At 61.5% G+C, this 24,403-nt stretch carries 16 protein-coding genes and 3 pseudogenes; 8 read left to right on the forward strand and 11 right to left on the reverse strand.

Annotation, left to right across the window (positions count from 1 at the left end):
- Window positions 1–70 precede the first annotated feature (70 nt).
- Window positions 71–847: pseudogene (locus AACY19_RS27795) on the reverse strand (cache domain-containing protein); the annotation flags it as partial.
- A gap of 198 nt (window positions 848–1,045) precedes the next feature.
- Window positions 1,046–2,362, reverse strand: coding sequence for a Na+/H+ antiporter family protein (locus tag AACY19_RS02580; protein WP_339447620.1), 1,317 nt, complete (start codon window positions 2,360–2,362; stop codon window positions 1,046–1,048).
- Between the two features lie 1,399 nt (window positions 2,363–3,761).
- On the opposite strand from AACY19_RS02580, the pseudogene AACY19_RS27800 reads away from it, so the two are divergent.
- Both AACY19_RS27800 and AACY19_RS27805 read left to right on the forward strand, forming a co-directional pair.
- A pseudogene (locus AACY19_RS27800) lies at window positions 3,762–3,908 on the forward strand (HAMP domain-containing protein); the annotation flags it as partial.
- A 102-nt stretch (window positions 3,909–4,010) separates the two neighbouring features.
- Window positions 4,011–4,766, forward strand: coding sequence for a methyl-accepting chemotaxis protein (locus tag AACY19_RS27805; protein ID WP_445262282.1), 756 nt, complete (start codon window positions 4,011–4,013; stop codon window positions 4,764–4,766).
- Between the two features lie 132 nt (window positions 4,767–4,898).
- On the opposite strand, the gene AACY19_RS02590 is transcribed toward AACY19_RS27805, so the two are convergent.
- From AACY19_RS02590 to AACY19_RS02605, 4 genes are read right to left on the reverse strand one after another with little or no spacing between them, the layout of a single operon-like run.
- Complete coding sequence (locus AACY19_RS02590; protein ID WP_339447625.1) at window positions 4,899–6,212, reverse strand: sensor histidine kinase; 1,314 nt, start codon at window positions 6,210–6,212, stop codon at window positions 4,899–4,901.
- A complete protein-coding gene (locus AACY19_RS02595; RefSeq protein WP_339447627.1) occupies window positions 6,209–6,877 on the reverse strand; it encodes a response regulator transcription factor in 669 nt (222 codons plus the stop codon). Before AACY19_RS02595 ends, AACY19_RS02590 begins: the two co-directional genes overlap by 4 nt.
- A gap of 3 nt (window positions 6,878–6,880) precedes the next feature.
- Window positions 6,881–7,192, reverse strand: a complete 312-nt coding sequence (locus tag AACY19_RS02600; RefSeq protein ID WP_339447629.1) for a PepSY domain-containing protein — start codon at window positions 7,190–7,192, stop codon at window positions 6,881–6,883.
- Window positions 7,192–7,500 carry a PepSY domain-containing protein gene (locus AACY19_RS02605; RefSeq protein ID WP_339447631.1) on the reverse strand — a complete coding sequence of 103 codons (309 nt, stop codon included), beginning with the start codon at window positions 7,498–7,500 and terminating at the stop codon, window positions 7,192–7,194. The genes AACY19_RS02600 and AACY19_RS02605 overlap by 1 nt, the downstream gene beginning before the upstream one ends.
- Before the next feature lie 185 nt (window positions 7,501–7,685).
- Between AACY19_RS02605 and AACY19_RS02610 the strand changes: the two genes are divergently transcribed.
- From AACY19_RS02610 to AACY19_RS02635, 6 genes and pseudogenes are all read left to right on the forward strand, one after another.
- Window positions 7,686–8,765, forward strand: coding sequence for a patatin-like phospholipase family protein (locus AACY19_RS02610; protein WP_339447633.1), 1,080 nt, complete (start codon window positions 7,686–7,688; stop codon window positions 8,763–8,765).
- An 85-nt stretch (window positions 8,766–8,850) separates the two neighbouring features.
- Entirely contained in the window at window positions 8,851–9,207 is a 357-nt protein-coding gene (gene queD / locus AACY19_RS02615) for a 6-carboxytetrahydropterin synthase QueD (RefSeq protein ID WP_007955941.1), read from the forward strand.
- 115 nt (window positions 9,208–9,322) lie between these two features.
- A pseudogene (locus AACY19_RS02620) lies at window positions 9,323–9,487 on the forward strand (alpha/beta fold hydrolase); the annotation flags it as partial.
- Between the two features lie 308 nt (window positions 9,488–9,795).
- Entirely contained in the window at window positions 9,796–11,067 is a 1,272-nt protein-coding gene (gene codB / locus AACY19_RS02625; RefSeq protein ID WP_339447635.1) for a cytosine permease, read from the forward strand.
- Window positions 11,068–11,082: 15 nt separating this feature from the next.
- Window positions 11,083–12,330, forward strand: coding sequence for a cytosine deaminase (codA, locus tag AACY19_RS02630; protein WP_339447637.1), 1,248 nt, complete (start codon window positions 11,083–11,085; stop codon window positions 12,328–12,330).
- Between the two features lie 253 nt (window positions 12,331–12,583).
- A complete protein-coding gene (locus AACY19_RS02635; RefSeq protein WP_339447639.1) occupies window positions 12,584–13,735 on the forward strand; it encodes an MFS transporter in 1,152 nt (383 codons plus the stop codon).
- An 84-nt stretch (window positions 13,736–13,819) separates the two neighbouring features.
- Here AACY19_RS02635 and AACY19_RS02640 read toward each other — a convergent pair whose 3' ends face one another.
- The 5 genes from AACY19_RS02640 to AACY19_RS02660 form a co-directional block, all read right to left on the reverse strand.
- Window positions 13,820–16,246 carry a TonB-dependent siderophore receptor gene (locus AACY19_RS02640; protein ID WP_339447641.1) on the reverse strand — a complete coding sequence of 809 codons (2,427 nt, stop codon included), beginning with the start codon at window positions 16,244–16,246 and terminating at the stop codon, window positions 13,820–13,822.
- Between the two features lie 98 nt (window positions 16,247–16,344).
- Window positions 16,345–17,328, reverse strand: coding sequence for a FecR family protein (locus tag AACY19_RS02645; protein ID WP_339447643.1), 984 nt, complete (start codon window positions 17,326–17,328; stop codon window positions 16,345–16,347).
- 43 nt (window positions 17,329–17,371) lie between these two features.
- Complete coding sequence (locus tag AACY19_RS02650; RefSeq protein WP_339447645.1) at window positions 17,372–17,863, reverse strand: sigma-70 family RNA polymerase sigma factor; 492 nt, start codon at window positions 17,861–17,863, stop codon at window positions 17,372–17,374.
- Window positions 17,864–18,016: 153 nt separating this feature from the next.
- On the reverse strand, window positions 18,017–22,483 hold the full coding sequence (locus AACY19_RS02655; RefSeq protein WP_339447647.1) for a hemagglutinin repeat-containing protein: 4,467 nt from the start codon (window positions 22,481–22,483) through the stop codon (window positions 18,017–18,019).
- Window positions 22,484–22,596: 113 nt separating this feature from the next.
- Window positions 22,597–24,324 carry a ShlB/FhaC/HecB family hemolysin secretion/activation protein gene (locus AACY19_RS02660; RefSeq protein WP_339447649.1) on the reverse strand — a complete coding sequence of 576 codons (1,728 nt, stop codon included), beginning with the start codon at window positions 24,322–24,324 and terminating at the stop codon, window positions 22,597–22,599.
- Window positions 24,325–24,403: the final 79 nt, after the last annotated feature.

Genomic DNA, 24,403 nt, shown 5'->3' on the forward strand with positions numbered 1-24,403 from the left:
GCACCAGGCCGTGGATCTTGTCGACGAAGCGGTTGAACGAGCCGGCCAGTTCGCCGAGTTCATCCTGGCTGGTGATGTTCAGGCGGCGGGTCAGATCGCCCTCGCCTGCAGCAATATCGTCGAGATTGGCTTTCATCAGGGTCAGCGGACGCAGAATGGTATTGGCCAGCAGCATCCCCGCCGCCGCAATCACCAGCAGCACCACCACCGCCACGCCGACGATGCTCAGCACCACGCCTTGCATACGCTTCTGTACCTGCACTTCGACCAGCGCCACTTGCGCTTCGATGCCGTCGAGGTTGACCGAGGTACCCACCGCCATGTCCCACTTCGCCAGGTATTCGGTGTAACCGAGTTTCGGCACCAACACCTTCGCGTTGCCCGGCAGCGGCGAGCTGTATTGCAGATAGTGGGTGCCATCCTTCGCGACTTTCACCAGCCCCTGGTTGACGTAGACGCCGTTCGGGTCGCGGTTGTCCTTGAAGCTCTTGCCCACGCCTTCGGGATCGTTAGCCTTGAACAGGCGCACGGTCTCGGAGTCGTAGCCGAAGAAGTAGCCGTCCTTGCCGTAACGAATGCCGGAGAGCAATTTGATCGCCTGCGCGCGTGCCTCGTTGTCACCGGGAGCAGCAGCGTCGTACAGGGGCTTGATCGTGGTCATGGCCACGGCGACGTAACTTTGCAGGGTGGCTTTGGCGTCGCCGAGCAAACGCTCGCGGGTCTGCTCGACCTCTTTGTGCGCTTGTTCCTGGAGGATGAACAGCGTGGTCAGGCTGATGACCAGTGCAAAGAGCAACACCGGAAGAACGGCGAGGGACAGGACTTTAGCCTTGAGGCTCAGGCGCATTGTGGGGGCTCACTCTTTTGATTTTATTGGCGTGCTTAAAGGCTTTAACGGCACGCAAAAGCAAAAGTTGAGTCAGGGATGTCCCCAATTCCCTGTGGGAGCGAGCCTGCTCGCGAATGGGCCGGCTCAGTCACTGTAATTGTGAATGACCCACCGCTTTCGCGAGCAGGCTCGCTCCCACAATTGGGATTTTGCCAATCAGAGAACCATCGCGGCCACCCAGCCGAATGCCAGCAACGGCAGGTTGTAGTGCAGGAACGTCGGCACCACGGTGTCCCAGATGTGATGATGCTGGCCGTCGATGTTCAGACCGGAAGTCGGGCCGAGGGTCGAATCCGAGGCCGGCGAACCGGCATCGCCCAAGGCGCCAGCGGTGCCGACGATGCACACGATGGCAATCGGGCTGAAGCCCAGTTGCACGCACAACGGCACAAAAATCGCCGCCAGAATCGGCACCGTGGAGAACGACGAACCGATGCCCATGGTCACCAGCAACCCGACCAGCAGCATCAACAGCGCGCCAACGGCCTTGCTGTGATTGATCCACGACGCCGACGACTCGACCAGGGTCTGCACTTCACCGGTGGCCTTCATCACTTCGGCAAAACCGGAGGCGGCGATCATGATGAAGCCGATCATCGCCATCATTTTCATGCCTTCGGTGAACAGGTCATCGGTTTCGCGCCACTTGACGATGCCGGACACCGAGAAGATCAGGAAACCCGCCAGCGCGCCGATAATCATCGAGTCCAGCAGCAGTTGCACGATGAACGCTGCGGCTATCGCCACGAGGGCAATCAGCAGGCTCAACGGGTTGTACTGCACCGCCACTTGCTCGACCTGCTCGATTTTCGCCAGGTCGTACACGCGCTTCTTGCGGTAGCTGAAAAACGCCATCGCCAGGCCGAAGACCATGCCCAGCGCCGGAATGCCCATGGCGTGGGTGACATTGATACCGCTGATGTCGACGCCACTGCGGGCCACATTCGCCAACAGAATTTCGTTGAGAAAGATGTTACCGAAGCCTACCGGCAGGAACATGTACGGGGTGATCAGACCGAACGTCATCACGCAGGCGATCAAGCGGCGGTCGAGTTGCAGCTTGGTCAGCACATAGAGAAGTGGCGGAACCAGCAGCGGAATGAATGCAATGTGGATCGGCAGGATGTTCTGCGAGGCAATCGCCACCACCCACAACAGGCCGATCAGCAACCATTTGACGCTGCCGCCGCCGGTCGAATGCTGCCGGTCAACCATCGCCAGCGCCCTGTCGGCCAGCGCATGGGCCAGGCCCGACTTGGCAATCGCCACGGCGAAAGCGCCGAGCAACGCGTAGGACAACGCCACCGTCGCGCCACCGCCCAAGCCACTGTTGAAGGCCTTGAGCGTGGCGTCGATACCCAGACCACCGGTCAGGCCGCCGACCAGCGCGCCGACGATCAAAGCGATCACGACATGCACGCGGGACAGGCTGAGCACCAGCATGACGCCGACCGCCGCTATGACTGCATTCATTTCACTACCTCGAAAAACACGGCGATGGACAACCGACCGCCAGACAGAATGAGTCCGCCAGGCTTGACCGGCGGATTTGCAAAGAGGGTTTTATTAGAAGGGCGCGCACTGTGAATGAAGCAGCGGCAAGCTGCAAGTCACAAGCTGCAAGCTTTTGCGTTTTTTCGCTTGCAGCTCGCGGCTCGGAGCTCAAGAAAGCTGCTCTTGGGCCGTTACAGTGCAAAGTCTCAGATATTTATCGAATAAGGACGTCTCCATGTCGCTCAGACAACTTTCCATCCAATGGAAAATCACCCTGCTCGCCGGGCTCTGCCTGGCCGGTATCGTGACCCTGTTGGTGGGTCTTTCCCTGTATCGCATGGAGCACAGTTCCGAACTGGTGAAGGCCTCGAGCATGGAAATGCTCACCGAGTCCGCCCAGGCGCGCATTGAATCCCAAGGTGAAGTGCAGGCCGCCGGCATTCGCCAGCAGTTCATGGACGCCTATCAATATGGTCACGGTTTTTCGCGGCAGGTGCTATTCCTGCGTGAACAGGCCGAGAAGCGCTTCCTGGATGCCTTCGACCTGCGCGAAGACATGACCCGTCAGGTCAAATCGGCACTGCAAGCCAACCCGGACCTGCTCGGCCTGTCGCTGGTGTTCGAAGCCAACGCGCTGGACGGCAAGGACGAACTGTTTGCCGGCCAGGCTGAACTGGGCAGCAATGACAAGGGCCGCTTCGCCCTGTACTGGTCGCAACCTGTACCTGGCAAAGTCACCTCGATGGCCCTGCCGGAAAGTGACATGGCCGACACCAGCACCGGCCCCAGCGGTCAGGCGGCCAACGCCTGGTTCACCTGCCCGCGCACCACACTCAAGCCGTGCGTGATCGAGCCGTACTTCTATGTCATCGACGGCCACAACGTACTGATGACCAGTATCGTCTTCCCGCTGATGGTTGACGGCAAAGTCATCGCTTCGCTGTCGGTGGATATCAACCTCAACAGCCTGCAAGCGATCAGTCAGGGCGCGAGCAAAAAGCTCTATGACGGCCAGACCACCGTGAGCATCATCAGCCCCGCCGGCCTGCTCGCCGGTCATAGCCCGGACGCCGGCAAACTCAGCCAGCGTCTGGATAGCGTGGATACAATCAGCGGCGCCGAACTGCTGAGCAAACTTGCCTCCAGCACCAGCGTCAGCAGCCTGCACAGCAACGGCCAGTTGAAAGTGCTGTCACCGTTCCAGCCGATTCCCGGTGGCCCGTCGTGGGGCGTGTTGCTCGACGTGCCGGAAAAGGTGCTGGTGGAGCGTGCCGAGGCACTCAAGCAGCAATTGGATGCGAGCAACCACTCGGGCACCCTGATCGAACTGAGCCTCGGTGTATTGGCCGCGCTGGTCGGCCTGCTGCTGGTGTGGCTGATGGCGCGCAGCGTGACCAAACCGATTCTCGGCGTGGCGCACATGCTCGAAGACATCGCCAGTGGTGAGGGCGATCTGACTCGCCGTCTGGCCTACGACAAAAAGGACGAACTCGGGCAACTCGCTGGTTGGTTCAACAAGTTTCTCGACAAGTTGCAGCCGATCATCGCCGAGGTGAAACGCTCGGTGCAGGACGCGCGTAACACCGCCGACCAGTCCTCGGCCATCGCCACCCAGACCAGCGCCGGCATGGAACAGCAGTACCGTCAGGTCGATCAGGTCGCCACCGCCTCCCATGAAATGAGCGCCACCGCGCAGGACGTCGCGCGCAGCGCCGCGCAAGCCGCCGAAGCCGCGAAGGATGCCGACCGTGCGACCCGTCAGGGCTTGACCGTGATCGACCGCACCACGGCGAGCATCGACACCCTCGCCGCCGACATGAGCGCGGCGATGGCGCAAGTCGAAGGGTTGGCGACGAACAGCGAAAAAATCGGCACGGTGCTGGAAACCATCCGCGCCATCGCCGAGCAGACCAACTTGCTGGCACTCAACGCGGCAATCGAAGCGGCTCGTGCCGGTGAAGCAGGCCGTGGTTTCGCGGTGGTCGCCGATGAAGTGCGCAACCTCGCCCGCCGTACCCAGGAATCGGTGGAAGAAACCCGTCAGGTCATCGAGCAATTGCAGAGCGGTACGCAGGACGTGGTCAGCTCGATGGGCAACGGCCATCGTCAGGCCCAGGGCAGCGTCGAACAGGTTGGCCAGGCGGTGACCGCCCTGCGCCAGATCGGCGATGCGGTGACGGTAATCAGCGACATGAACCTGCAGATTGCCAGCGCGGCGGAAGAACAGAGCGCGGTGGCTGAAGAGATCAACAACAACGTGGCGACGATTCGCGATGTCACCGAATCGTTGTCCGGGCAGGCCAACGAGTCGGCGCGGGTGAGCCAGTCACTCAACAGCCTGGCGAATCAGCAGCAGAGTTTGATGGATCAGTTTCGGGTGTGACCCAGACTCGAAATACCCAATGCGGGAGCGGGCTTGCTCGCGAAGAGGCCGGCACATTCAACAGGTATGTCGCCTGGCCTGACACCTTCGCGAGCAAGCCCGCTCCCACCGGGGTCTTCGGTGTATGGCCGGTTAACGTTTGGGCAACTCGATCACCACTTTCAAGCCGCCCCATTCACTTTCGCCTAAAACCAGCAACCCGCCCCACGTGTCGACGATGTCGCGCACAATCCCCAGCCCCAGGCCATGCCCGTCAGTCTGCTCATCCAGCCGCGTGCCCCGGCTGAACACCTCTGTGCGCTGCTCTTCGGGAATCCCCGGGCCGTCGTCTTCCACGCTCAGGGCAAAGCCATCCGAACGCTCGATCACGCTCAGGCGCACTTCGGCATCCGCCCATTTGCAAGCGTTGTCCAACAAGTTGCCGAGCAGCTCCAGCAAATCTTCACGATCCCACGGCAGTTGCAGCCCTGCAGGCGCAACGTAACTAAGCGCCAGATGCTCGCCATGGATCATGTTGAGCGTCGCCAGCAACCCCGGCAGCTCGCCATCGCAATCGAATAGCGCACCGGGCAGTGCATCCCCGGACAAGCGCGCACGATTGAGTTCACGATTGAGCCGTTGCTGCACCTGTTGCAGTTGTTCGGTGAGGATCTTGCGCAACTCCGGATGAGCATCGAGTTTTTCACTCGACGCCAGACTCAACAACACCGCCAGGGGCGTCTTCAAGGCATGCCCGAGATTGCCCAGGGCATTGCGCGAACGCTTGAGGCTGTCCTCGGTGTGCGCGAGCAAATGGTTGATCTGTGCCACCAGCGGCTCCAGCTCGACCGGCACCTGATCATCCAGTTGTGAACGCTGACCCTGCTGCAATTGCGCGATCTGTTCGCGAGCCTTTTCCAGCGGCTTCAGGGCGCGGCGCACGGTCAGCCGCTGCAGGAACAGAATCAGCAACAGCGCGGCCAGCCCCACGCCCAGACCGATCTGGCGCATGCGCTGAAAGCTCTCGCGCACCGGGGTGTAATCCTGGGCAACGCTGATCGAGATCGATTGCCCCAGACGCCGATAATCCGAACGCAGTACCAGCAGTTGCTGGCCGTCCGGGCCCAACTGCAGATTGCTGTGCAGGCCGGGATGTTCCAGCAGCGGCAGATCCTGATCCCATAACGAGCGCGAGCGCCAGTGGCTGTCGGCAAAATCGATGCGGAAGTAATGTCCGGAAAACGGCCGCTGATAGGCCGGTGAAAGATGACGTTCGTCCAGCTGCAAACCCTGTGGCCCGCGCACCAGTGCCAACAACAGGCTTTCGCTGTCGTTGCGCAGGCCGGCTTCGAGGTAACGCTGCAAACCCACTTCGAACAACCACAGGCTGGTTTGCGCCGTCACCACACCGACCACCACCATCACGCTGATCAAGCCCAGGCTCAAGCGGCGCTGGATCGACCTCACGAAGCTTGTCCGCCGAACAGGTAACCCTGGCCGCGACGGGTTTCGATCACGCTTTTGCCGAGTTTGCGGCGCAGGTGATTGACGTGGACTTCGAGGACATTGGAATCGCGTTCGGTCTCACCGTCGTAAAGGTGTTCGGCGAGGTGGCTCTTGGAGAGGATCTGTTCGGGGTGGAGCATGAAATAACGCAGCAGACGGAATTCGGCAGCCGTCAGTTGAATATCGGCACCATCGCGCACCACACACTGACGGCTCTCATCCAGGTGCAGGCCGGCGGCCTGGAGTGTCGGCTGATTGGCCTGACCTTTGGAGCGACGCAGCAACGACTGAATGCGCAGGTACAGCTCTTCAGGGTGAAACGGTTTGGTCAGGTAATCGTCGGCGCCGGCCTTCAGGCCTTCGATGCGCTCGGCCCAGGAATCCCGCGCAGTGAGAATCAGCACCGGAATCGCCAGACCACCCACGCGCCATTGCGCCAGCACTTCAAGCCCTGGCACCCCAGGCAGGCCGAGGTCGAGGATGATCAGGTCATACGGCTCGCTGCTGCCCTGATACAGCGCATCGCGGCCATCCGCCAGCCAGTCCACCGCATAGCCCTGACGTTGCAGGCCGGCGAGCAATTCGTCAGCCAGCGGTACGTGGTCTTCCACCAATAGCAAACGCATCGGTCAATCTTCCTTGTCTTTCACCAGTTCGCCGGTATCGGCCTTCAGGTGCAGCTCGCGCGCCACCCCTTGGACCGTCAGCAACTCGACCTCATAAATGTAGACGTCGTGTTTTTCTTCCAGCTCGACTTCCAGCAGTTTCGCGCCGGGGTAGCGATCCATGGCCTGCTGCAGCACTTGCTCCAGCGGCAGGATCACGCCTTGCCTGCGCAGATTGAGGGCTTCATCCGGACCGAGGTCGCGGGCCATGGCCGTAGAGCAAAACAGCACCAGCGCCAACGCCGTGCGGCGGGTGGCGCGAACTTTAAACTTCATTACGTATCCTGATGATCCTTGAGAACTTGCCCGGTCACCGCGTCCAGTTCCAGATCCCACTCCAGCCCTTGGGGATCACGCATTTCGACCTGATAGATGTACTTGCCATACTGCTCTTCCAGCTCGGTATCGGTGATCGTCGAGCCCGGGTGTTTTTCCAGCGCGGTGGCGTTGAGCTTCTCGAAGGACACGATAGTACCAGCGTCGCGCAGACGCAGGGCTTCATCGGGGCCCAGATCGCGAGCGTGCGCCAGGCTGGCAGTGAAACCGATGATCGAGGCAATGGACAGGGCAGTCAGGGTTTTCATGGTGTCTCCGTATTTTTATGTGTTGCTTTACGGTGGGCACCTTAGCGATTTGAACTTAACTGAAACTGAATTGCCATCATTGCTCCAGCGCAACACTCTGCCTCTTGTGGGAGCGGGCTTGCTCACTCCCACAAGAGGGCCGCAATGGTTCTATAATGCTTCGCTTGCTAACGATCGAGACCGGTATGACCGCCATCCACATCAAATTCCCCGCCCTCACCCTCAAGGCCGGCCCCCGAGCCATGGCGCGCATCCGTGCCCAGGGCCTGCACGCTGCCGATGTCGGCACCCTGCCCGGCGCCGCTGGTGGGCCGAAGGCGTTGGGGATTCAGGGACTGGATCTGGCGCTGTTCGGTGAATGGCTGCCGGGTGCGCCGCGCGAGCGTTCGCTGATCGGCGCGTCGGTCGGTTCCTGGCGCTTCGCCAGCGCCTGCTTGCCGGATGCCGCCGAAGGCATTCGTCGCCTCGGTCATCTGTACACCGAGCAGAACTTCAACAAAGGCGTGACCATGGCCGAGATCAGCCAGAGCTCACAGCGCATGCTCAACGACCTGCTCGACGGCCGCGATGCGAGCATCCTCGACAACGCCCACTACCGCTTGAATATCATGGTGGTGAAAAGTCAGGGCCGGTTGGCCGATGATCATCGCGGTCGCCTCGGGCTGGCGCTGGGCTCGGTGATCGCCGACAACCTGCGCGGTCGCGCACGGCTGTCGCGGCACTTCGAACGGCTGATCATCCACGACCCGCGTCTCGCCCCGCCCGTGAATGCACTCAGCGATTTTCCCTCGCGCTTCGTCGCGCTGAACACCGGCAATCTGCGCCAGGCCCTGTTGGCCTCGGGTTCGATCCCGATGGTCATGGAAGGCGTGCGCGACCTGCCCGGCGCCGGTGCCGGCACTTTTCGCGACGGCGGACTGCTCGACTATCACCTCGACCTGCCTTACAGCGGCGACGGCATCGTGCTCTATCCGCACTTCACCGACCGGGTGATTCCCGGCTGGTTCGACAAGACCCTGCCGTGGCGCAAGGCTTCGGTGGAACGCTTGCAGGACGTGCTGTTGCTCGCCCCCTCGAAGGAGTATCTGGCGCGCCTGCCCTACGGCAAACTGCCCGACCGGAATGACTTCAAGCGCTTCATGGGCGATGCGTCGAGCCGGCAGAAATACTGGCGCGCGGCGATGAACGAAAGCCGCCGTATGGGCGATGAGTTCCTCGAACTGACTGCCAATGGTCGCCTCGCCGAGCGCTTGCTGACCCTTTAGTCAGCACGCCCAAACACAAGCTGGTAAACTCGCCGACTGCCCGAATCGCTGCGGCGAACGCCATCTGAACAGAGCTGAAAATACCGTGGAAATCTTCAAAGAGTTTACTTTCGAATCCGCCCACCGCCTGCCGCACGTACCCGACGGCCACAAGTGCGGGCGCCTGCACGGTCACTCGTTCAAAGTGGCGATTCACCTGAGCGGTGACCTCGATCCGCACACGGGCTGGATTCGTGACTTCTCGGAAATCAAAGCGATCTTCAAGCCGCTGTACGAGCGTCTGGATCACAACTACCTCAACGACATTCCCGGCCTGGAAAACCCGACCAGCGAAGTGCTGGCCAAATTCATCTGGAATGAGTTGAAACCGCTGCTGCCGGAACTGAGCGCCATCCGCATTCACGAAACCTGCACCAGCGGTTGCATCTATCGCGGTGAGTAACCCAAGACACCTCCCACAGGGGGTTGGTGTTTTGTCCGGAAAATAGAAAACAGCCTTCGCGGCTGTTTTTTTACGCCGATGCTTTTTGGCTCCCACCCGCCAAGAGTACAGGCCCATGACAGACTGGCTGCTGGATCAGGTCTTTGACTTCAACGGCCGACAGGTTCGCTATGCCGTGCGCGGCGACGGCCCGCCGCTGGTGTTCGTGCATGGCACACCGTTTTCGTCATACGTGTGGCACCGGATTGCACCGCACTTTTTTGCCACACACCGCGTGCATTCTGTCAGCCACCACACCTCGCGCCTGTGCCGCCCCCTTCGCGAGCAAGCCCGCTCCCACAAGGGTTCTGCATCATCCCGCGCCACCACTGCCAACCACCAACCTGTGGGAGCGGGCTTGCTCGCGAAGACGTCTTCAGCCTCACCCTCACAAACCGAGTCGCTCCCACATTGGGCTTGGGTCTATTCAGTGCACCGCTTTCGCGCCAATCCGCGCGACTGGTCTATACATAACCCGCGCCCTCTGACATTTGGCACGACCACTGCAACCCTCCCCCGCGTCTTCCCTACTCCAGCAAGGACCGCCCCATGACGCAGAACGATCCCGGCAACGATTACCCCCTCAGCGAAGTCCCGATGCACGCGCGCAAAGGCCTGGCCTCCACGGCGATGGTCTTGCTCGGTTTCACGTTTTTCACCGCAACCATGTTTGCCGGCGGCAAGCTCGGCGTGGCGTTCAGCTTTGGCGAGATGATGGCGGTCATCGTCGTCGGCAACCTGCTACTGGGTTTATACGCGGCGGGCCTGGGTTACATCGCTTTCAAGAGTGGCCTCAACTCAGTATTGATGGGCCGCTTCTGTTTCGGCGAAGTCGGCAGCAAGCTCAGTGACCTGATCCTCGGCTTCACGCAGATCGGCTGGTACGCTTGGGGCACCGCGACCGCTGCCGTGGTGATAGGTAAATACTTTGATTTGAACGAAGGCACGGTGCTCGCCTTGATGGTGCTGTTCGGTCTGCTGTTCTGCGCCACGGCCTATGTCGGCTATCGCGGGCTGGAGATTCTGTCGTACATCGCGGTGCCAGCGATGATGTTGCTGCTGATGCTGTCGATGTGGGTCGCCACGGTGAAGGTCGGCGGTTTCGAAGGTTTGCTCAGCATCGTGCCCAGCGGTTCGCTGGACTGGTCGACGGCCATCACCCTGGTGTTCGGCACCTTCGTCAGCGGCGCTACACAGGCAACCAACTGGACACGTTTTTCGCGCTCGGCAAAAGTCGCCGTGTTGGCCAGCCTGATCGGTTTCTTCATTGGCAACGGCCTGATGGTGCTGATCGGCGCTTATGGCGCCATCGTCTATCAACAACCGGACGTAGTGGAGGTGCTGCTGTTGCAAGGCTTTGCCATGGCCGCCATGGCGATGTTGTTGCTGAACATCTGGAGCACTCAGGACAACACCATCTACAACTTCGCCGTCGCCGGTTGCAACCTGCTGCGTACCGGTCGCCGCAAGACCGTGACCTTGGCCGGCGCCGTGATCGGCACCCTGCTCGCGCTGTTGGGCATGTACGACATGCTGGTTCCGTATCTGATTCTGCTCGGCACGGTAATTCCACCGATTGGCGGGGTGATCATGGCGGACTTCTTCTTCCGTTGGCGCGGGCGTTATCCGCGCCTGGCCGACGTGCGGTTGCCGGCGTTCAACTGGCCGGGGCTCGGGGCCTACGCGGTCGGCACCATCGCCGCGTTCAGCTCGCCATGGGTCGCGCCGCTGGTAGGGATCGCTGCTGCCGCGCTAACGTATGTCATCGTCACCGGTTTGCTTGGCGCCCGCAGCGCCAGCGCGCCACTACAAGACTTATAAAGAAGGATTCGCCTGATGCACATCATCAACGCCCGTTTGCGCAACCAGGAAGGTTTGCACGAATTGCACCTTGAAGACGGGCTGATCCGCAGCATCGTCCGTCAGACCGAAGCCCCGACGCTGGGCCCCGACGACCTCGACGCCGGCGGCAATCTGGTGGTGCCGCCCTTCGTCGAGCCGCACATTCACCTCGACGCAACCCTGACCGCCGGCGAGCCGCGCTGGAACATGAGCGGCACGCTGTTCGAAGGCATCGAATGCTGGGGCGAGCGCAAGGTCACCATCACCGAAGAAGACACCAGGACCCGCGCCAGGAAAACCATTCAGGCACTAGCGGCGCATGGCATTCAGCACGTGCGCACCCACGTTGACGTCACCGACCCGCAACTCACCGCACTCAAAGCGATGCTCGAAGTGCGCGAGGAAACCCGTCACCTCATCGACCTGCAAATCGTCGCGTTCCCGCAAGAAGGCATCGAGTCGTTCCGCAATGGCCGCGAGCTGATGGAAGAGTCGATTCGCATGGGCGCGGACGTCGTCGGCGGCATTCCGCATTTCGAGTACACCCGCGATCAGGGCGTCAGTTCGGTGAAATTCCTGATGGACCTGGCCGAGCGTACCGGTTGCCTGGTCGATGTGCATTGCGATGAAACCGACGACCCGCATTCGCGCTTCCTCGAAGTCCTCGCCGAAGAAGCGCGCAGTCGCGACATGGGCGCCCTCGTCACTGCCAGCCACACCACGGCGATGGGCTCTTACGACAACGCTTACTGCGCCAAACTGTTCCGCTTGCTCGGTCATTCCGGGATCAGTTTTGTCTCCTGCCCGACCGAAAGCATTCACCTGCAAGGGCGTTTCGACAACTTCCCCAAACGCCGTGGCGTTACCCGTGTGAACGAGTTGCTCGAGGCCGGGATGAACGTGTGCTTCGGCCAGGACTCCATCGTCGATCCGTGGTATCCGCTGGGCAACGGCAACATCCTGCGCGTGCTGGAAGCCGGGCTGCACATCTGCCACATGCTCGGCTACCGCAACCTGCAAAGTGCGCTGGATCTGGTCACCGACAACAGCGCCAAAGCCATGCACCTGGGTGAGCGCTACGGCCTGGAACAGGGGCGTCCGGCGAACCTGCTGATTCTGTCGGCGGACAGCGATTACGAGGTGATCCGCAGTCAGGGCTTGCCGTTGTATTCGATTCGCGGCGGCAAGGTGTTGATGAAGCGGCAGATGCCGGTGGTGGAGTTCGCTACTGATCTGAGTTGAGATCGTTGTCGGAGCTGATGGCCTCATCGCTCGGCCCTTCGCCCTATTCGAGGACCCGGGCGACGATGGGAGCGAGCCTGCTCGCGAAGGCAGTGTGTCAGTCGATATAGTTTGAGCTGATACGCCGCTTTCGCGAGCAAGCCCGCTCCCACAGGGTAGGATGTTGCCTGTACTTCCCCGAATGGCCGGCGATCGAACCTCGTCGCTGAATCACTGTCCTTCGGGGACGCGAAGTTTTTTGCCAAGGATCGATATGACCAGCCTCAACGCCCAAGCCACGTTCGTCCCCGGACGCCTGCAACAGATGTCCACGCGCATCGCCTTTTTCATTGCCGGGCTCGGCATTGCCGCATGGGCGCCGCTGGTGCCGTATGCCAAGGCGCGCGCGGGGCTGGATGAGGGCACGTTGGGCTTGTTGCTGCTGTGCCTGGGGGTCGGTTCGATTCTGGCGATGCCACTGGCGGGGATTCTGGCTGCGCGGTTCGGCTGCCGACGCGTAGCAACGGGCGGCACTCTGCTGATCTGCGCAGCATTGCCGTTGCTGGCGACGGTGTCGTCGATACCGGCGCTGATTGCCACGCTGTTCATGTTCGGTGCCGGGCTAGGCACGGTGGATTCGACGGTGAACCTGCAAGCGGTGATCGTCGAACGCGCCAGCGGCAAGCACATGATGTCGGGCTTTCACGGCTTGTTCAGCCTCGGCGGCATCGTCGGCGCGGCGGGCGTCAGCGCCCTGCTCGGCCTCGGTTTGACGCCGCTCGCCGCCATGCTGGCAGTGGTCCTGGTGCTGATCGCGGCGCTGTTCAAGTGCGTGCCGCACATGTTGCCTTACGGCAGTGAAAGCTCGGGCCCGGCGTTCGCCATTCCCCACGGCATCGTGCTGTTTATCGGCGGGATGTGCTTCATCGTCTTTCTCACCGAAGGTGCGGCACTGGACTGGAGTGCGGTGTTTCTGGCGCAGGAACGCGGGATCGACACGGCGTATGCGGGGTTGGGTTATGCAGCGTTTGCATTGACCATGACGGTCGGACGTTTGCTCGGTGACAAGATCGTGCGGCGTCTGGGGGCGACGCGGATCATTCTGTTTGGCGGGCTGTTGGCGGCGGGCGGTTTGTTTCTGGCGACATTCGCGCCGAGCTGGCAGGCAGCGCTGGTCGGCTATGCGCTAGTCGGCGCCGGGTGTTCGAACATTGTGCCGGTGCTGTACACAGCGGTGGGCAAGCAGACGGTGATGCCGGAAAGCATCGCGGTGCCGGCGATTACCACCCTGGGTTATGCGGGAATTCTGGCCGGGCCGGCGGTGATTGGCTTCGTCGCGCATGCCAGCAGTTTGAGTTTTGCCTTTGCATTGATGGCGCTGCTGTTGGTCGCCGTAGCCATCGGTGGCAAAGTCCTTAAAGTCTGAAAACTTCGCGAGCAGGCTCGCTCCCACAGGAGCTCAGTGAGCCATGTGGGAGCGAGCCTGCTCGCGAAGAAGCGCTACGGTTTATCAGAAACCGACGCTGGCCTGCACAAAGAAAGTGCGCGGCGCACCGACATACATTCCCGAGTTGTTATCGCTGGAACGGGTGAAGTACTGCTTGTCGAAGATGTTCTTCACCCCGGCACCCAGCTTCAGGTTCGACACCTGCGGCCCGAAGTCATACCCACCGCGCACGTTCCAGGTCACGTAACCCGGAATGTCGCCGTACTGCCCGTCCGCCGTGCCTTCGGTGATGTAGTTGCCGTTGAAGCTGCCATCGGCATTCACACCGGTGCCCGGCGAGCGCTGCTTCGATTGGGCGAAACCGTCGATGTTGTAGGTCCAGCGGTTGATGTCATAACGCAAACCGACGGTTGCCACCTGACGCGAGTAGAACGGCAGATCACGGCCCTTGAAGCCCGGAATCTCGCCCTCATAAGTCGCGCGGGTGTAAGTCAGACCGGCGTTGGCGGTCAGACCATCGAGGCGTGGATCGAGTGCGGCCATGTCGTAATGCACCGAGGCTTCAATGCCCTGATGCTTGGTCGCGCCGAGGTTGGTCCAGCCGACGTCGTTGCTGATGTACTGCAGTTCGTCATCGAAATCGATGTAGAACAGCGTCACTTCCCCGCCCCACACGTCATCGTTGTAGCGCGTGCCGATTTCGTAGGTCTTGGCCTTCTCCGGCTCCAGACCGTTGGCCGTCTGATCACCCGAACCACCCTGCCCGAGCTGGAAATATTGCAGGCTGCCAAACGAGGTTTCGTAGTTGGCGAACAGTTTCCACGCGTCCGACAGGTGATACATCACGCTCAGCGCCGGCAGAGGTTCGTTGCTTTCGATGCTGCGATTTTTCTCCGGCACGCGTCTGCCGGCGGTGTCGAGCACGGCGCGATCATGCCAGTCGGTGCTGATGTGTTCGAAGCGAATGCCCGGCGTGATGGTCCAGTTGCCGACGTCGATTTTGTTGTCGACGTAAACCGAATTGGCCTCAGTGCCGCCGGTGCGATCCTGGAACACGTGACCGTCGGAGGTCGGCGTCACCACTGGCTGGTTGTTGACCAGCGCCAGACGACTCGACTGCTCGTGCATCGCCTCTTTCAGGTAGCGATAACCGACGCTGACTTCCTGGGTGGTCGAGCCGACATCGAATACTCGCGAAACCCGTGGTTCGATGCCCAGCGTGTAATACGTGCGCGGGTAGGAACTGAGGGTTTTCTGGTCGCGGGCGGCGATGGTGCTGCCACGAAAGCTGTCGGTGTAATAGGTCAGAATTTCCGCTTGGGTGCGCTCGTCGATCTGGCGTATCCACTTGAACGACACGTCTTTGCGACGGCCACTGAACTGGTCGTAATCACGCACCGAGTCGTAAGGTTTGTCGTCGTACTGCTTTTGCGTCAAACCGCCGGGCATGTCGGCGCTGGCGTCGTAGTAGTGGAAGTTGAGGCTGAAGTCATCCTGATCGGTCGGCGCCCAATGCGTCTTGAGCAACACGTCGTCGATGTCATTACCGTTGTTGCGCTCGCGGTAACCGTTGCCATTGACGCCCGAATACAACAACGCCACGCCCATGCCGTTGTCGGCGGTGCCACCGAGAAACGCGGTGTCGATGTGTTTCCAGCCGCCGTACTGGGTGGTTTCCAGGGTGGTGCCGATTTCGCCGGTGGCTTTTTCCGGGATCGCACGGGTGACGAAGTTGATCACGCCTCCGACGTTCTGCGGCCCATAACGCACGGAACCGGCGCCACGCACGACGTCGATGCTGTCGAGGTTGCCCGAGGAAATCGGCGCCATCGACAACTGCGGCTGACCGTAGGGAGCGAACGCAGCGGGAATGCCATCGATCAACACGGTGGAGCGCGGTGACAGACGCGAAGTCAGGCCGCGCACGCCGACGTTGAGGGAAATATCACTGCCACCGGTGCCGTTGTTGTCCTGCACCTGCACACCGGGCACACGCTTGAGTACGTCACTGACGTTCATCGCGCCCTGCTCGACCATCGCTTCGCGACGGATCACCGTGCGCGCGCCGGGATGGTTCTGCACCACGGCGGCGTTTGCATCACCGAGCCAGTCGCCGACAACCTTGATGTCGGTCACGCCCAGCTCCAGCGGGCCATTGCTGGCAGCAGAAGTTGCGGCGGGCGCTAGCGTGACCGAGCCTTCGTTGATCTGGTAGTCCAGACCGCTGCCTTGCAGCAATTGGCGCAGCGCCTGTTCCGGGGAAATGTCGCCATCCACCGCCGGCGCCTGCTTGCCGGCGACCAGATCGGGGCTGAAAAACACTTGAAGAGACGTCTGCTGGCCCAGCTCGCTCAAGGCCTGCCCCAACGGTTGTGCACGGATATGAATGGCTTCGCCGGCAAACGCCAGCGGCATCGCGGCGTTGACCGCCAGCGCAAGGGCCAGCGGCAACCAAGGGGATTTTTTGTTGTTGGCAGTGGTGTTTTTCACGGCGTACATAGTCCTGTGGATCGCAAGAGTGTGCGGCTGTTAATGCAAACCAGTTGCAGTTGAACAGGAAGACGATGAACTCGAAAAAAACCTGAATTTTATTTTGAGATAATTTCCTGACTGCCGTCCGCGTGGGTGCGCACGGCCACCGGCAGGATGCTCGGCAAGGCTTTGAGCAAGGCGTCGGTGTTGTCGGATTTGAACACACTGGTCAGACGCAAACTGCCCACCGCCGGGTTGCTGACCGCCAGCGGCTTCTCGCGATAACGCGACACTTGCGCCGCTACTTCGCTGAGGCTGGCGTTGTTGAACACCAGTTTGCCGCTGCGCCATGCCGTGAGTTCCGCCGGGTTGACCGCATAGGCCGCTGCAACCTTGCCCTGGGCATCGACATAGGTGCCCAGGCCCGCCGTCAGATTGATAAACGGGCTGTCCGGTGCATCACGCCCCTGCACTTTTACCGTGCCCTGCTCCACCGCTACGTGGGTTTGCGTGAGGTCGCGGCGCACGTCAAAACGAGTACCGGTGACCGTAACCTTGCCGTTGCCGGCCTCGACCACAAACGGTCGCGAAGCATCGTGCTCGACGCTGAACATCGCCTCGCCTTCGCTCAACTCGATCATTCGCCGATCTTTTTCATAACGCACCTGCAAGCGGCTGCGGCTGTTCAGATCAACCACCGAACCGTCCGGCAGCGCCACATGCTTGCGTTCGCCCAACGCCGTGGTGAATTCGGCGCTGTAGCCACCCGGATGATTCAAACCGCTGAACAGACCGAGGCCGAGTGCCACCGCCAGCACACTGGCGGCGACCGCATAGCGCAACAACGGACGGCGTTCACGGCGCGTCGGCGATGTCTCGACCAGGGCTTCAAGGCGTGGCGCCGGCAGCAGATCCGCCGCCGACCACAAGCCCTGCAGCAACTGGAATTCGTCGCGGTGCTGCGGGTGTTCGTTCAGCCACGCGTCGAAGCGCTGCTGCTCGTCGGCACTGATCGCCGGCTCCTGCAAACGCACAAACCAGCGAGCCGCGTCATCGCGCACCGTTGTTTGCCCGCACGCGCAATCACGAGTATCCATCATGGAATGTCCTGTCGGGCTGGGGATGGAAAGCTGCTGCGGCCGCTCATGACTGCAACCCGTCGAGGCGATCACGCAGATGCCGCAGGGTGCGGATCATATACTTTTCGACCATGTTCCTGGACAGCCCCAGGCGTTCGGCGATTTCCGCTTGGGTCAGGCCTTCGATCTTCTGCCAGACGAAGATTTTCCGGCAGTTGACCGGCAACTCAGCAAGCGCCCTTTCGATGGAGTCGGCCAACTGAATCGCATGCATGTAATGCTCCGGGTCGCCGCAAGACGACTCACTGTGATCATTCGCCTCCGCCTCCATGGCGCCCCGCCGATCCTCACGCCGATACCCATCGACCGCGATATTGCGCGCGGTCTGGTGCAAATACGCCCGAGGCTGCTGCACCGCCGCCGAATCCGACTCAAGCACCCGCACAAAAGCGTCGTGCGCCAGATCCTCGGCCTGTGCGCGATTGCGCAGGCGGCGAGTCCAGGTGCCGATCAACTCTTCGTAATGCTCGAAAAAGCCGGGTCTGCGGGGACGCATGGGGTATGGGGGATGCGCTGAGGAAAGGGGTGTGAATAGTAATTCTTCTTATTAAGCCCGGCAATTCATTCCGTCGGCAACCGGAAAGCCGTGTGAACCCGAAACAAATGTGGGAGCGAGCCTGCTCGCTCCCACGGTTTTACCGGTGCTGGATCAGCCTTTTTCGTCGATCCCGGCTTGCAGGGTCTGGGTGTCCAGATGCCCGCTCAGGGTGATCGGGCCGACTTTCAGGTTGCCGTTTTCGAGGGAGACTTTCGGTGCGTTTTCCTCGGTTTTCTGTGGCAGATCAAGACCGGCCTTGACGCCGTAGTCACGGTTGCTCAGGTCGGTGTTGCTAACTGCTGAACCACCGAGGTCGACTTTTGCCTCTGACGACGTTATCTGCGCACCAGTCAGTTGCGTCGCACCGCCCACTTCAATGTTTACGCCATGGCTGCCATGGATGCCGGAAGCCTGCTTCACACTGTCCTTGTGCGCGTATTCGCCCTGTGCTTTCAGCGTCGGTTTGTAGTCAGTGCCCGCCAGTTTCTCCTTGTCGCTCGGTGGATTTTTCTTCGCGGTCAGGCCCAGATCGACATCGACCTTGGCGTGGTTGCTGGTGTCCTGACGACTTTCGACAGTCAGATTACCCGCGACCTTGCCGCTGACATTTTTGGCGTCAATGCGCGCGCCCGCCAGCTGTGCATCACCGGCACTGTCGAGCACCACGGTGTCGGCCTTGATCTGGCTGTTTTGCTGTGTGGTGCCTTGCCCGTAATCCACCCCCACCTTGGCACCGGCATTGAAACCGTGGTCGTTGCTGGCCTTTTCATCGGCAGCGGTCGGGGTGCTTTTGCTCAGGTTGCCGCCGGCGTTCAGCGCGACATCCCAGTTGTTGCGGTGGTCGCTGGATGGCGCCGCTGTCTGCACGTAACCGCCCTTCTGCGCATCGATGCGCACATTCGGCGCGCTGACTTGCGTGCCTTGCAGGTGCACCGAATCGCCGCTCAGGGCAATCGAATCCTGCCCGTTGAGCTGGCCACCGGTAAGGCTTTGCGCATTTTCGTTGATCTGACCGATGTTGAAATTGCCGCTCAGATTGCCACCCTGATCGCGGCTCTTCTCGCTGCTGGTTTTGCTGGCGCCGCCCTTCAAGCCGCCGCCGAGATTGCTGCCGGTCGCGGTGTGGGTGTCACTGGCCGCTTGCAGATCGAGTGTGCCATCGGCCTTCAGGTCAATGGCGCCAGCGCTGTCGATCTTCGTGCCTTGCTGGATCTGATTGCCGCCGCTGCTCAACTGCACGCCGTTGCCGCTGATGCTCGCCACGTGGGCCTGGGTGTCGGTGGTTTGTTTGGCAGTGTGATCGAGCTGGAACCCGGCGCCGAGATCGACGTTGGTGCCATCGGTGCCCGGCAAGGTGCCGACGGTCAGCGAGCCATTACCGCGCAGGCTGGCGGCGTCGCTGTGCTGGCGGTCGTTGGCCTGATTCAGCGCCAGATCGCCACCGGTCTTGATGTTCACGCCAGCCTCGCCGCCATCGAAACGGCTGCCCTCGAATTGCCCGTCACCCGTGATCTTGATGTTCACACCGTGGCTGGCGACATAACCGCCCACCACAGCGGTGGAGTTGTCCTTGCTCGCAGCACTGCTGCCACCCGCGCCGCTGCCGGCAACGTTTACGTCCTCGCCAGTCTTGGTGTAGACCCGCACATCGACCTTGGCATCCACTGCGCTCTCGCTGCTGCGCTGACTATTGCTCGCGGCGTCGGCAACCAGCGTGTCGGCGCTGATGCTCACGTTGCCAGCGCTGGCGTTGTACCGGGTGCCTTGGTCGTGCAGCGTGCCCGTGGTGTTCACATCGACCGTGCCACCATCAAAACGGCTGACCACCGCGTTGCTGGTTTGCTCGGTTTTGCTGGCGCTGCCGTGACCGACCGCCAGGTCAATGCCGACATTCGGCTGGCCGAGATTGCTCAGCGCATCCTTGTCCGGCACCTTGCCGTTGAGCACCTCTTTGACGACGCCGGCAATGGGCCGTGCGATGTCCTTGTACTCGACGTTGGCGCCGATGTCCGCTGACCAGTTGCTCTCGGTGTGCGAGCTGGTTTCAGTGTTGGAAGCGGCACGGTTGTCGACGGCATTGGCGACGACATTGAGACCGTTGTCGGCACTGACCTGCGCACCTTCAGTGGCGAGCTTGTCGGCGTGGATGGTCAGGCTGCCGTTGCTCTGTACGCTGGTGGTTTGAGCGATGGTCTTGCTGGCCGAATCCTTTGCCGTGCCGTGGGCGAAATCGACGCCGCTGCCGGCACGGTCGAGACCGCCGGTGTAGTAGAAACCGCCGCCGGTGCTGGAGGTGTCAGTGCTGGTTTTGTGGCTGTTTTCTTCGGCCAGCAGCGAGACGTTACTGCCGCTCAGCGCAGTGTCGCCAACGGTGGATTTCACCTCCGCGCCCTTGAGCGTGACGTCACCGCCCGCCCTCACCTGCACGCTGCCGCCGCTGAGGCTGGAGCCTTGTTGGGTGACATCGTTGCGGGTGACGGTTTGCTGTTTGTCCTGATAATGAATCCCGGCGCGATACTGCTCCGGCGTTTGCTCTTTGGCGTAGGCATCGAAGCCACGGGTTTGCGTGGTGGAACGACTGTCAGACGTGTCCTGCGCGGAATGCACATTCACGTCGCCCGCTGCGTCAGCCGTCAGCGCACCACCAGCCTTGACCGATGCACCGGCGACGTCAATGTCCTTGGCGCTCTTGAGCTTGAGGTTACTGTCGGACGCCAGTTCGCTGCGCACGGTGGTGCTGTCTTTACTGTTCTGCCGCGACTCGTCCTTGGTGATACCGAAGAACTTGCTGTCCTTGTCGTGGTTGTCGCTGTGCGAAGTGTCCTGCACGCCGTCGATTACCAGCGAACCCTTGTCGCTGATCACGCTGGCATCAGTGCCGCCGCGCACCTGGCTGGCGCTGATGCGCACGTCGTCAGCCTCGACGATCAGCTTGCCGGCGGCGTTGATCCTGCTGCCCTGATGCCGGGTCTGGCCCTTGTCCGCATCACCGGTCTTGCCGAAGAAACCACCGCCGACCAGATCACCGGAATAACGGTTGTCGCTGCTGCGGCTGGTGTGCGCAGCGGTGGTGACTTCCACTTGTTTGCCGGCCAGTTGCAGGTCGCCGGTACTGGTCAGTTCCGCGCCTTCGGAGCGCAACAGCGCGGCGGTTTGCAAAGCGATATTGCCGGACTTCAACTGGCTGGTGACGCTGCGTTGCTCTTCGCTGCTGCTGTTCCAGTCGGCTTTCCACAGATGCTTGCGGTGATTGCCCTGATCGGTCTGCGTATGGCTTTCGGCTGCGGCGGTCAGACGCAGATCGCCTGCGCTTTTTACGCTGAGATTCTTCGCCGCTTCGACGCTGGCGGCCTTGAGTTCGGTGTCTTTGCCGGACGACAGCCTGGCGTCGCGGCTGGCGACGATCTGGCTGCCGTGCTGGCGAGTTTCGCTGTCAGTCTGGGTACGGTCGTAGGTTTCCCAGGTGATACCGATGGTGCTGTTGCTCCAGTTCTCGCGCTTCTCCTGAAGCTTGCGGCTCTCGACCGTGGTGAGGGTCAGGTTGCGCTTGGCCTCGGCGGTGACGTCGCGACCGCTGACATCGGTAGCGGCCAACGTCAGGTCCTTGCCGCTGTGCAAACCAACATCGCCCTGACGACTGCGAATCCCCGCGCGGGTGACGTCGAGGCTGTTGCCCAGCGCTTCACCGCTCACCGTGAGGTCACCGGCGGAACGAATCTGCACGCCGTCACGCCCGGCGACTTGCACCGCGCCCACCCGCACGCCGGCGCCCTCGGCGGTGCTGACGATGTTGATGCGCCCGGCCTGCATCGCACCGAACAGGCTTGCGTCGATGCGTTGATCGCTGGTGTGGCCCGCCGGGTCCACGGTTTTCACCTGGCCGCTGACGTAATCGACCTGATTGCGCCCCACCGTGAGGTTGAGATCATCGCGCGCACTGATCGCGCCCTGGCTGTCGATACGCGGGGCGATCAGATTGATCGAACCTTCGCCGTTGCGCAGGCCGCCGCTTTGAATCTGCAATTGCCCGGTTGCGTCGCGGGTGCTCAGCGCTTGCAGTTTGCCGTCATTGAGCTCCGGGCGACCGACCACCAGACTGGCGTTCGGCGTGTTGATGAAACTGCCGCCATTGACCGAGATGCCATTGGGGTTGGCCAGCACGTAATCGGCAGGCCGACCGAAGATTTCCTGCGCGCCGTTGATGGCCGAAGGATTGCGGCTGATCACTTCGTTGAGTATCACGCTCGCCGCCTGCCCTTGCAGTTGCGGGTTGGCCGCCAGTTGCCCGGCGAGTTGCGACTGCCCGGCCTGCAAGGCGTTGTTCAACACCAGTCCCTGACGGTCGACGTTGTAGTCGAGAAACTGGTTGTGCGACAGGCCCGAACCATTGGGCGCGACGATGTTGACGATGGGCACACCGCCCTGGGTTTGCAATTGCGCGGTGCCGCCCGGGCCCGGGGCAACGACGACACCGCCGGCCAAAGCGCTCGGCAGGTGCACGGCGAAGAACAGGCTGGCAATCGCCCAGCGCAATCTACCGCGAGGGGACAGATGAAAAGCAAAGGTGTGTGCTGGCATAAAAACGTCTCCATGTGAGTACGGCATCACGTCGCGCGTTTTAATCTTGGCCGTGGCTGACGCGCTCAGATCCAACGGCTGTGGGTTCACTGCGTTATCGGTTCAAGTAGCGCTCATATCTGCAGGCCGACGCGCATCAGCCAGGTTTCCGGTTCGTGTTGCAAACCGTTCGGGACGTTGAGTGCGCGTTGGTAATCGACGTCCACTTGCAGGTTTCTCCAGCCCAGATTGAGGCCGATGCTGGCGCCACTCAGGCGTTGACCCTGGGCGCCGTGATCGGCTTTGATCCAGCCGTGATCGAGGCCGATTCGCGGGGTGATCTGCAACGGCCATTCACGGCGCAGCGGCAGGCGCAGGGTGTTGCGCCAGATCGCTCCGCTGGCGCCCGAGGCGCTGCTGACCCGATAGCCGCGCACTGCCGAATCGTCGGTGCCGAGCAATTGCTCGATGGCCGGCAGCGGATCGGGGCTGTATTGCACGTTCAACTGACTCTGCCACTGCCACGCCTGCACACCGAACTGGCCGTTGCGCCATTGGCTGAGGCCGGCGCGGTATTTGCGAAACTGCGCCTTGGGCAGGTTGTTGATCTGATGCTGCGAATCGTCGTCAGCACCGAACCAGCGCAGGCCCTGGGCGTAGTTGATGTCGAGGTTCCACACCGCGCGGTCGAGCCAGAACAGGTTGAGTCCGGCTTCGGCCACGGTCAGCGTCGGGCTTTGAATGCCCAGGCGAACGTTTTCCAGATAGCTGTCGACGTCCTTGTGCGCCAGTTGCAGGTTGGCGCTGAGCTGCCGGCTCTGATCGCGCCACAACACGCGGTCGGCGCGCAGGCTGACCTGATCGGTGATGCCGGTGCTGTGAAAGGTTGCGCTCGGCAACTTGAACGGTGCGCGGTATTCGGCGTGGCTGGCGAATACGCTGTAGGTCCAGTAGCCATAGGGAACCGCGTAATACAGGCTGGCGTTACGGCTGTAGCGGTCGCCCCGGTTCAACGTGTCGCTGGCGCTGAGGCTCAACAGGTCGTTGAGTTGCAGCGGGCTGTCGAGGCTCAGGCTGAGCGTGTCGCGCTCACGACCGGTGCTGGCACTGCCGAGGTTGTCGAATCCCGCGTTCAACGCCCAGCGCGACGGCGCCGCGCTGCGTGAACGAAGGATGATGCGCGATGCACCGGGCTGGCTGCCGGGGGCAATGTCGGCGGTCAGATCGATGGAGCGCAGGCGATTCAACTGATCCAGGCCTTGCTCCAGATCGCGCAAGTTCAGCGGCTCGCCGAGCATCTGCGGGAACGCACCGCCGAGGGAGACCGGCAGGCTCTGATCGGCCAGTTCAATGGACTCGACATAACCTTCGTCAACGCGGATATCCAGCGACTGCCCCGCCGCCGGGGCACTGATCAAATAAGGCCGACTGGCGATGTAGCCCTTCTCGACGTAAATCGCGGTGATGGTCGCCAGCAGATGATTGATCTGGCCGACACCCATGCAAGGCGCCAGCAGCGGTTTGATGCGGGCGTTGAATGGGTCACTGTTGATCAGCGTGACGCCACCGATGCGCGTACCGCTCAACGGCCAGCAGCGCTGATCAGGGGTGACGGTTGGCGGGATGGCAGGGCTGAGCGGCGTCGGCCCGAACGCGCCGCGTTCCAGTTGGCGCTTGCGTTGTTCGAGTTGCAGTTGTTGCAGATCGCGTTGTTGCTGTTGCTGCTGGCGCAAGACCTCTTGGCCCGGTGCGGAAGGTTCGGCCGCTTCAAGTGAAGAGGCACACACGCTCAACACAAAGGCCGACAACAGCGGGCAACGCGTGGCACGACGACGAAAAACAGCGTGAAGCGAATACGGCACGCAACATCCTTGCAATCAACTGGCTTAATGCCACCCCATCAATAGCCGTGATAGTCAGAGCGCTCCTACACAAATGCAA

The organism is Pseudomonas sp. EA_5y_Pfl2_R50 (assembly GCF_963970475.1).
Taxonomy (GTDB): domain Bacteria; phylum Pseudomonadota; class Gammaproteobacteria; order Pseudomonadales; family Pseudomonadaceae; genus Aquipseudomonas.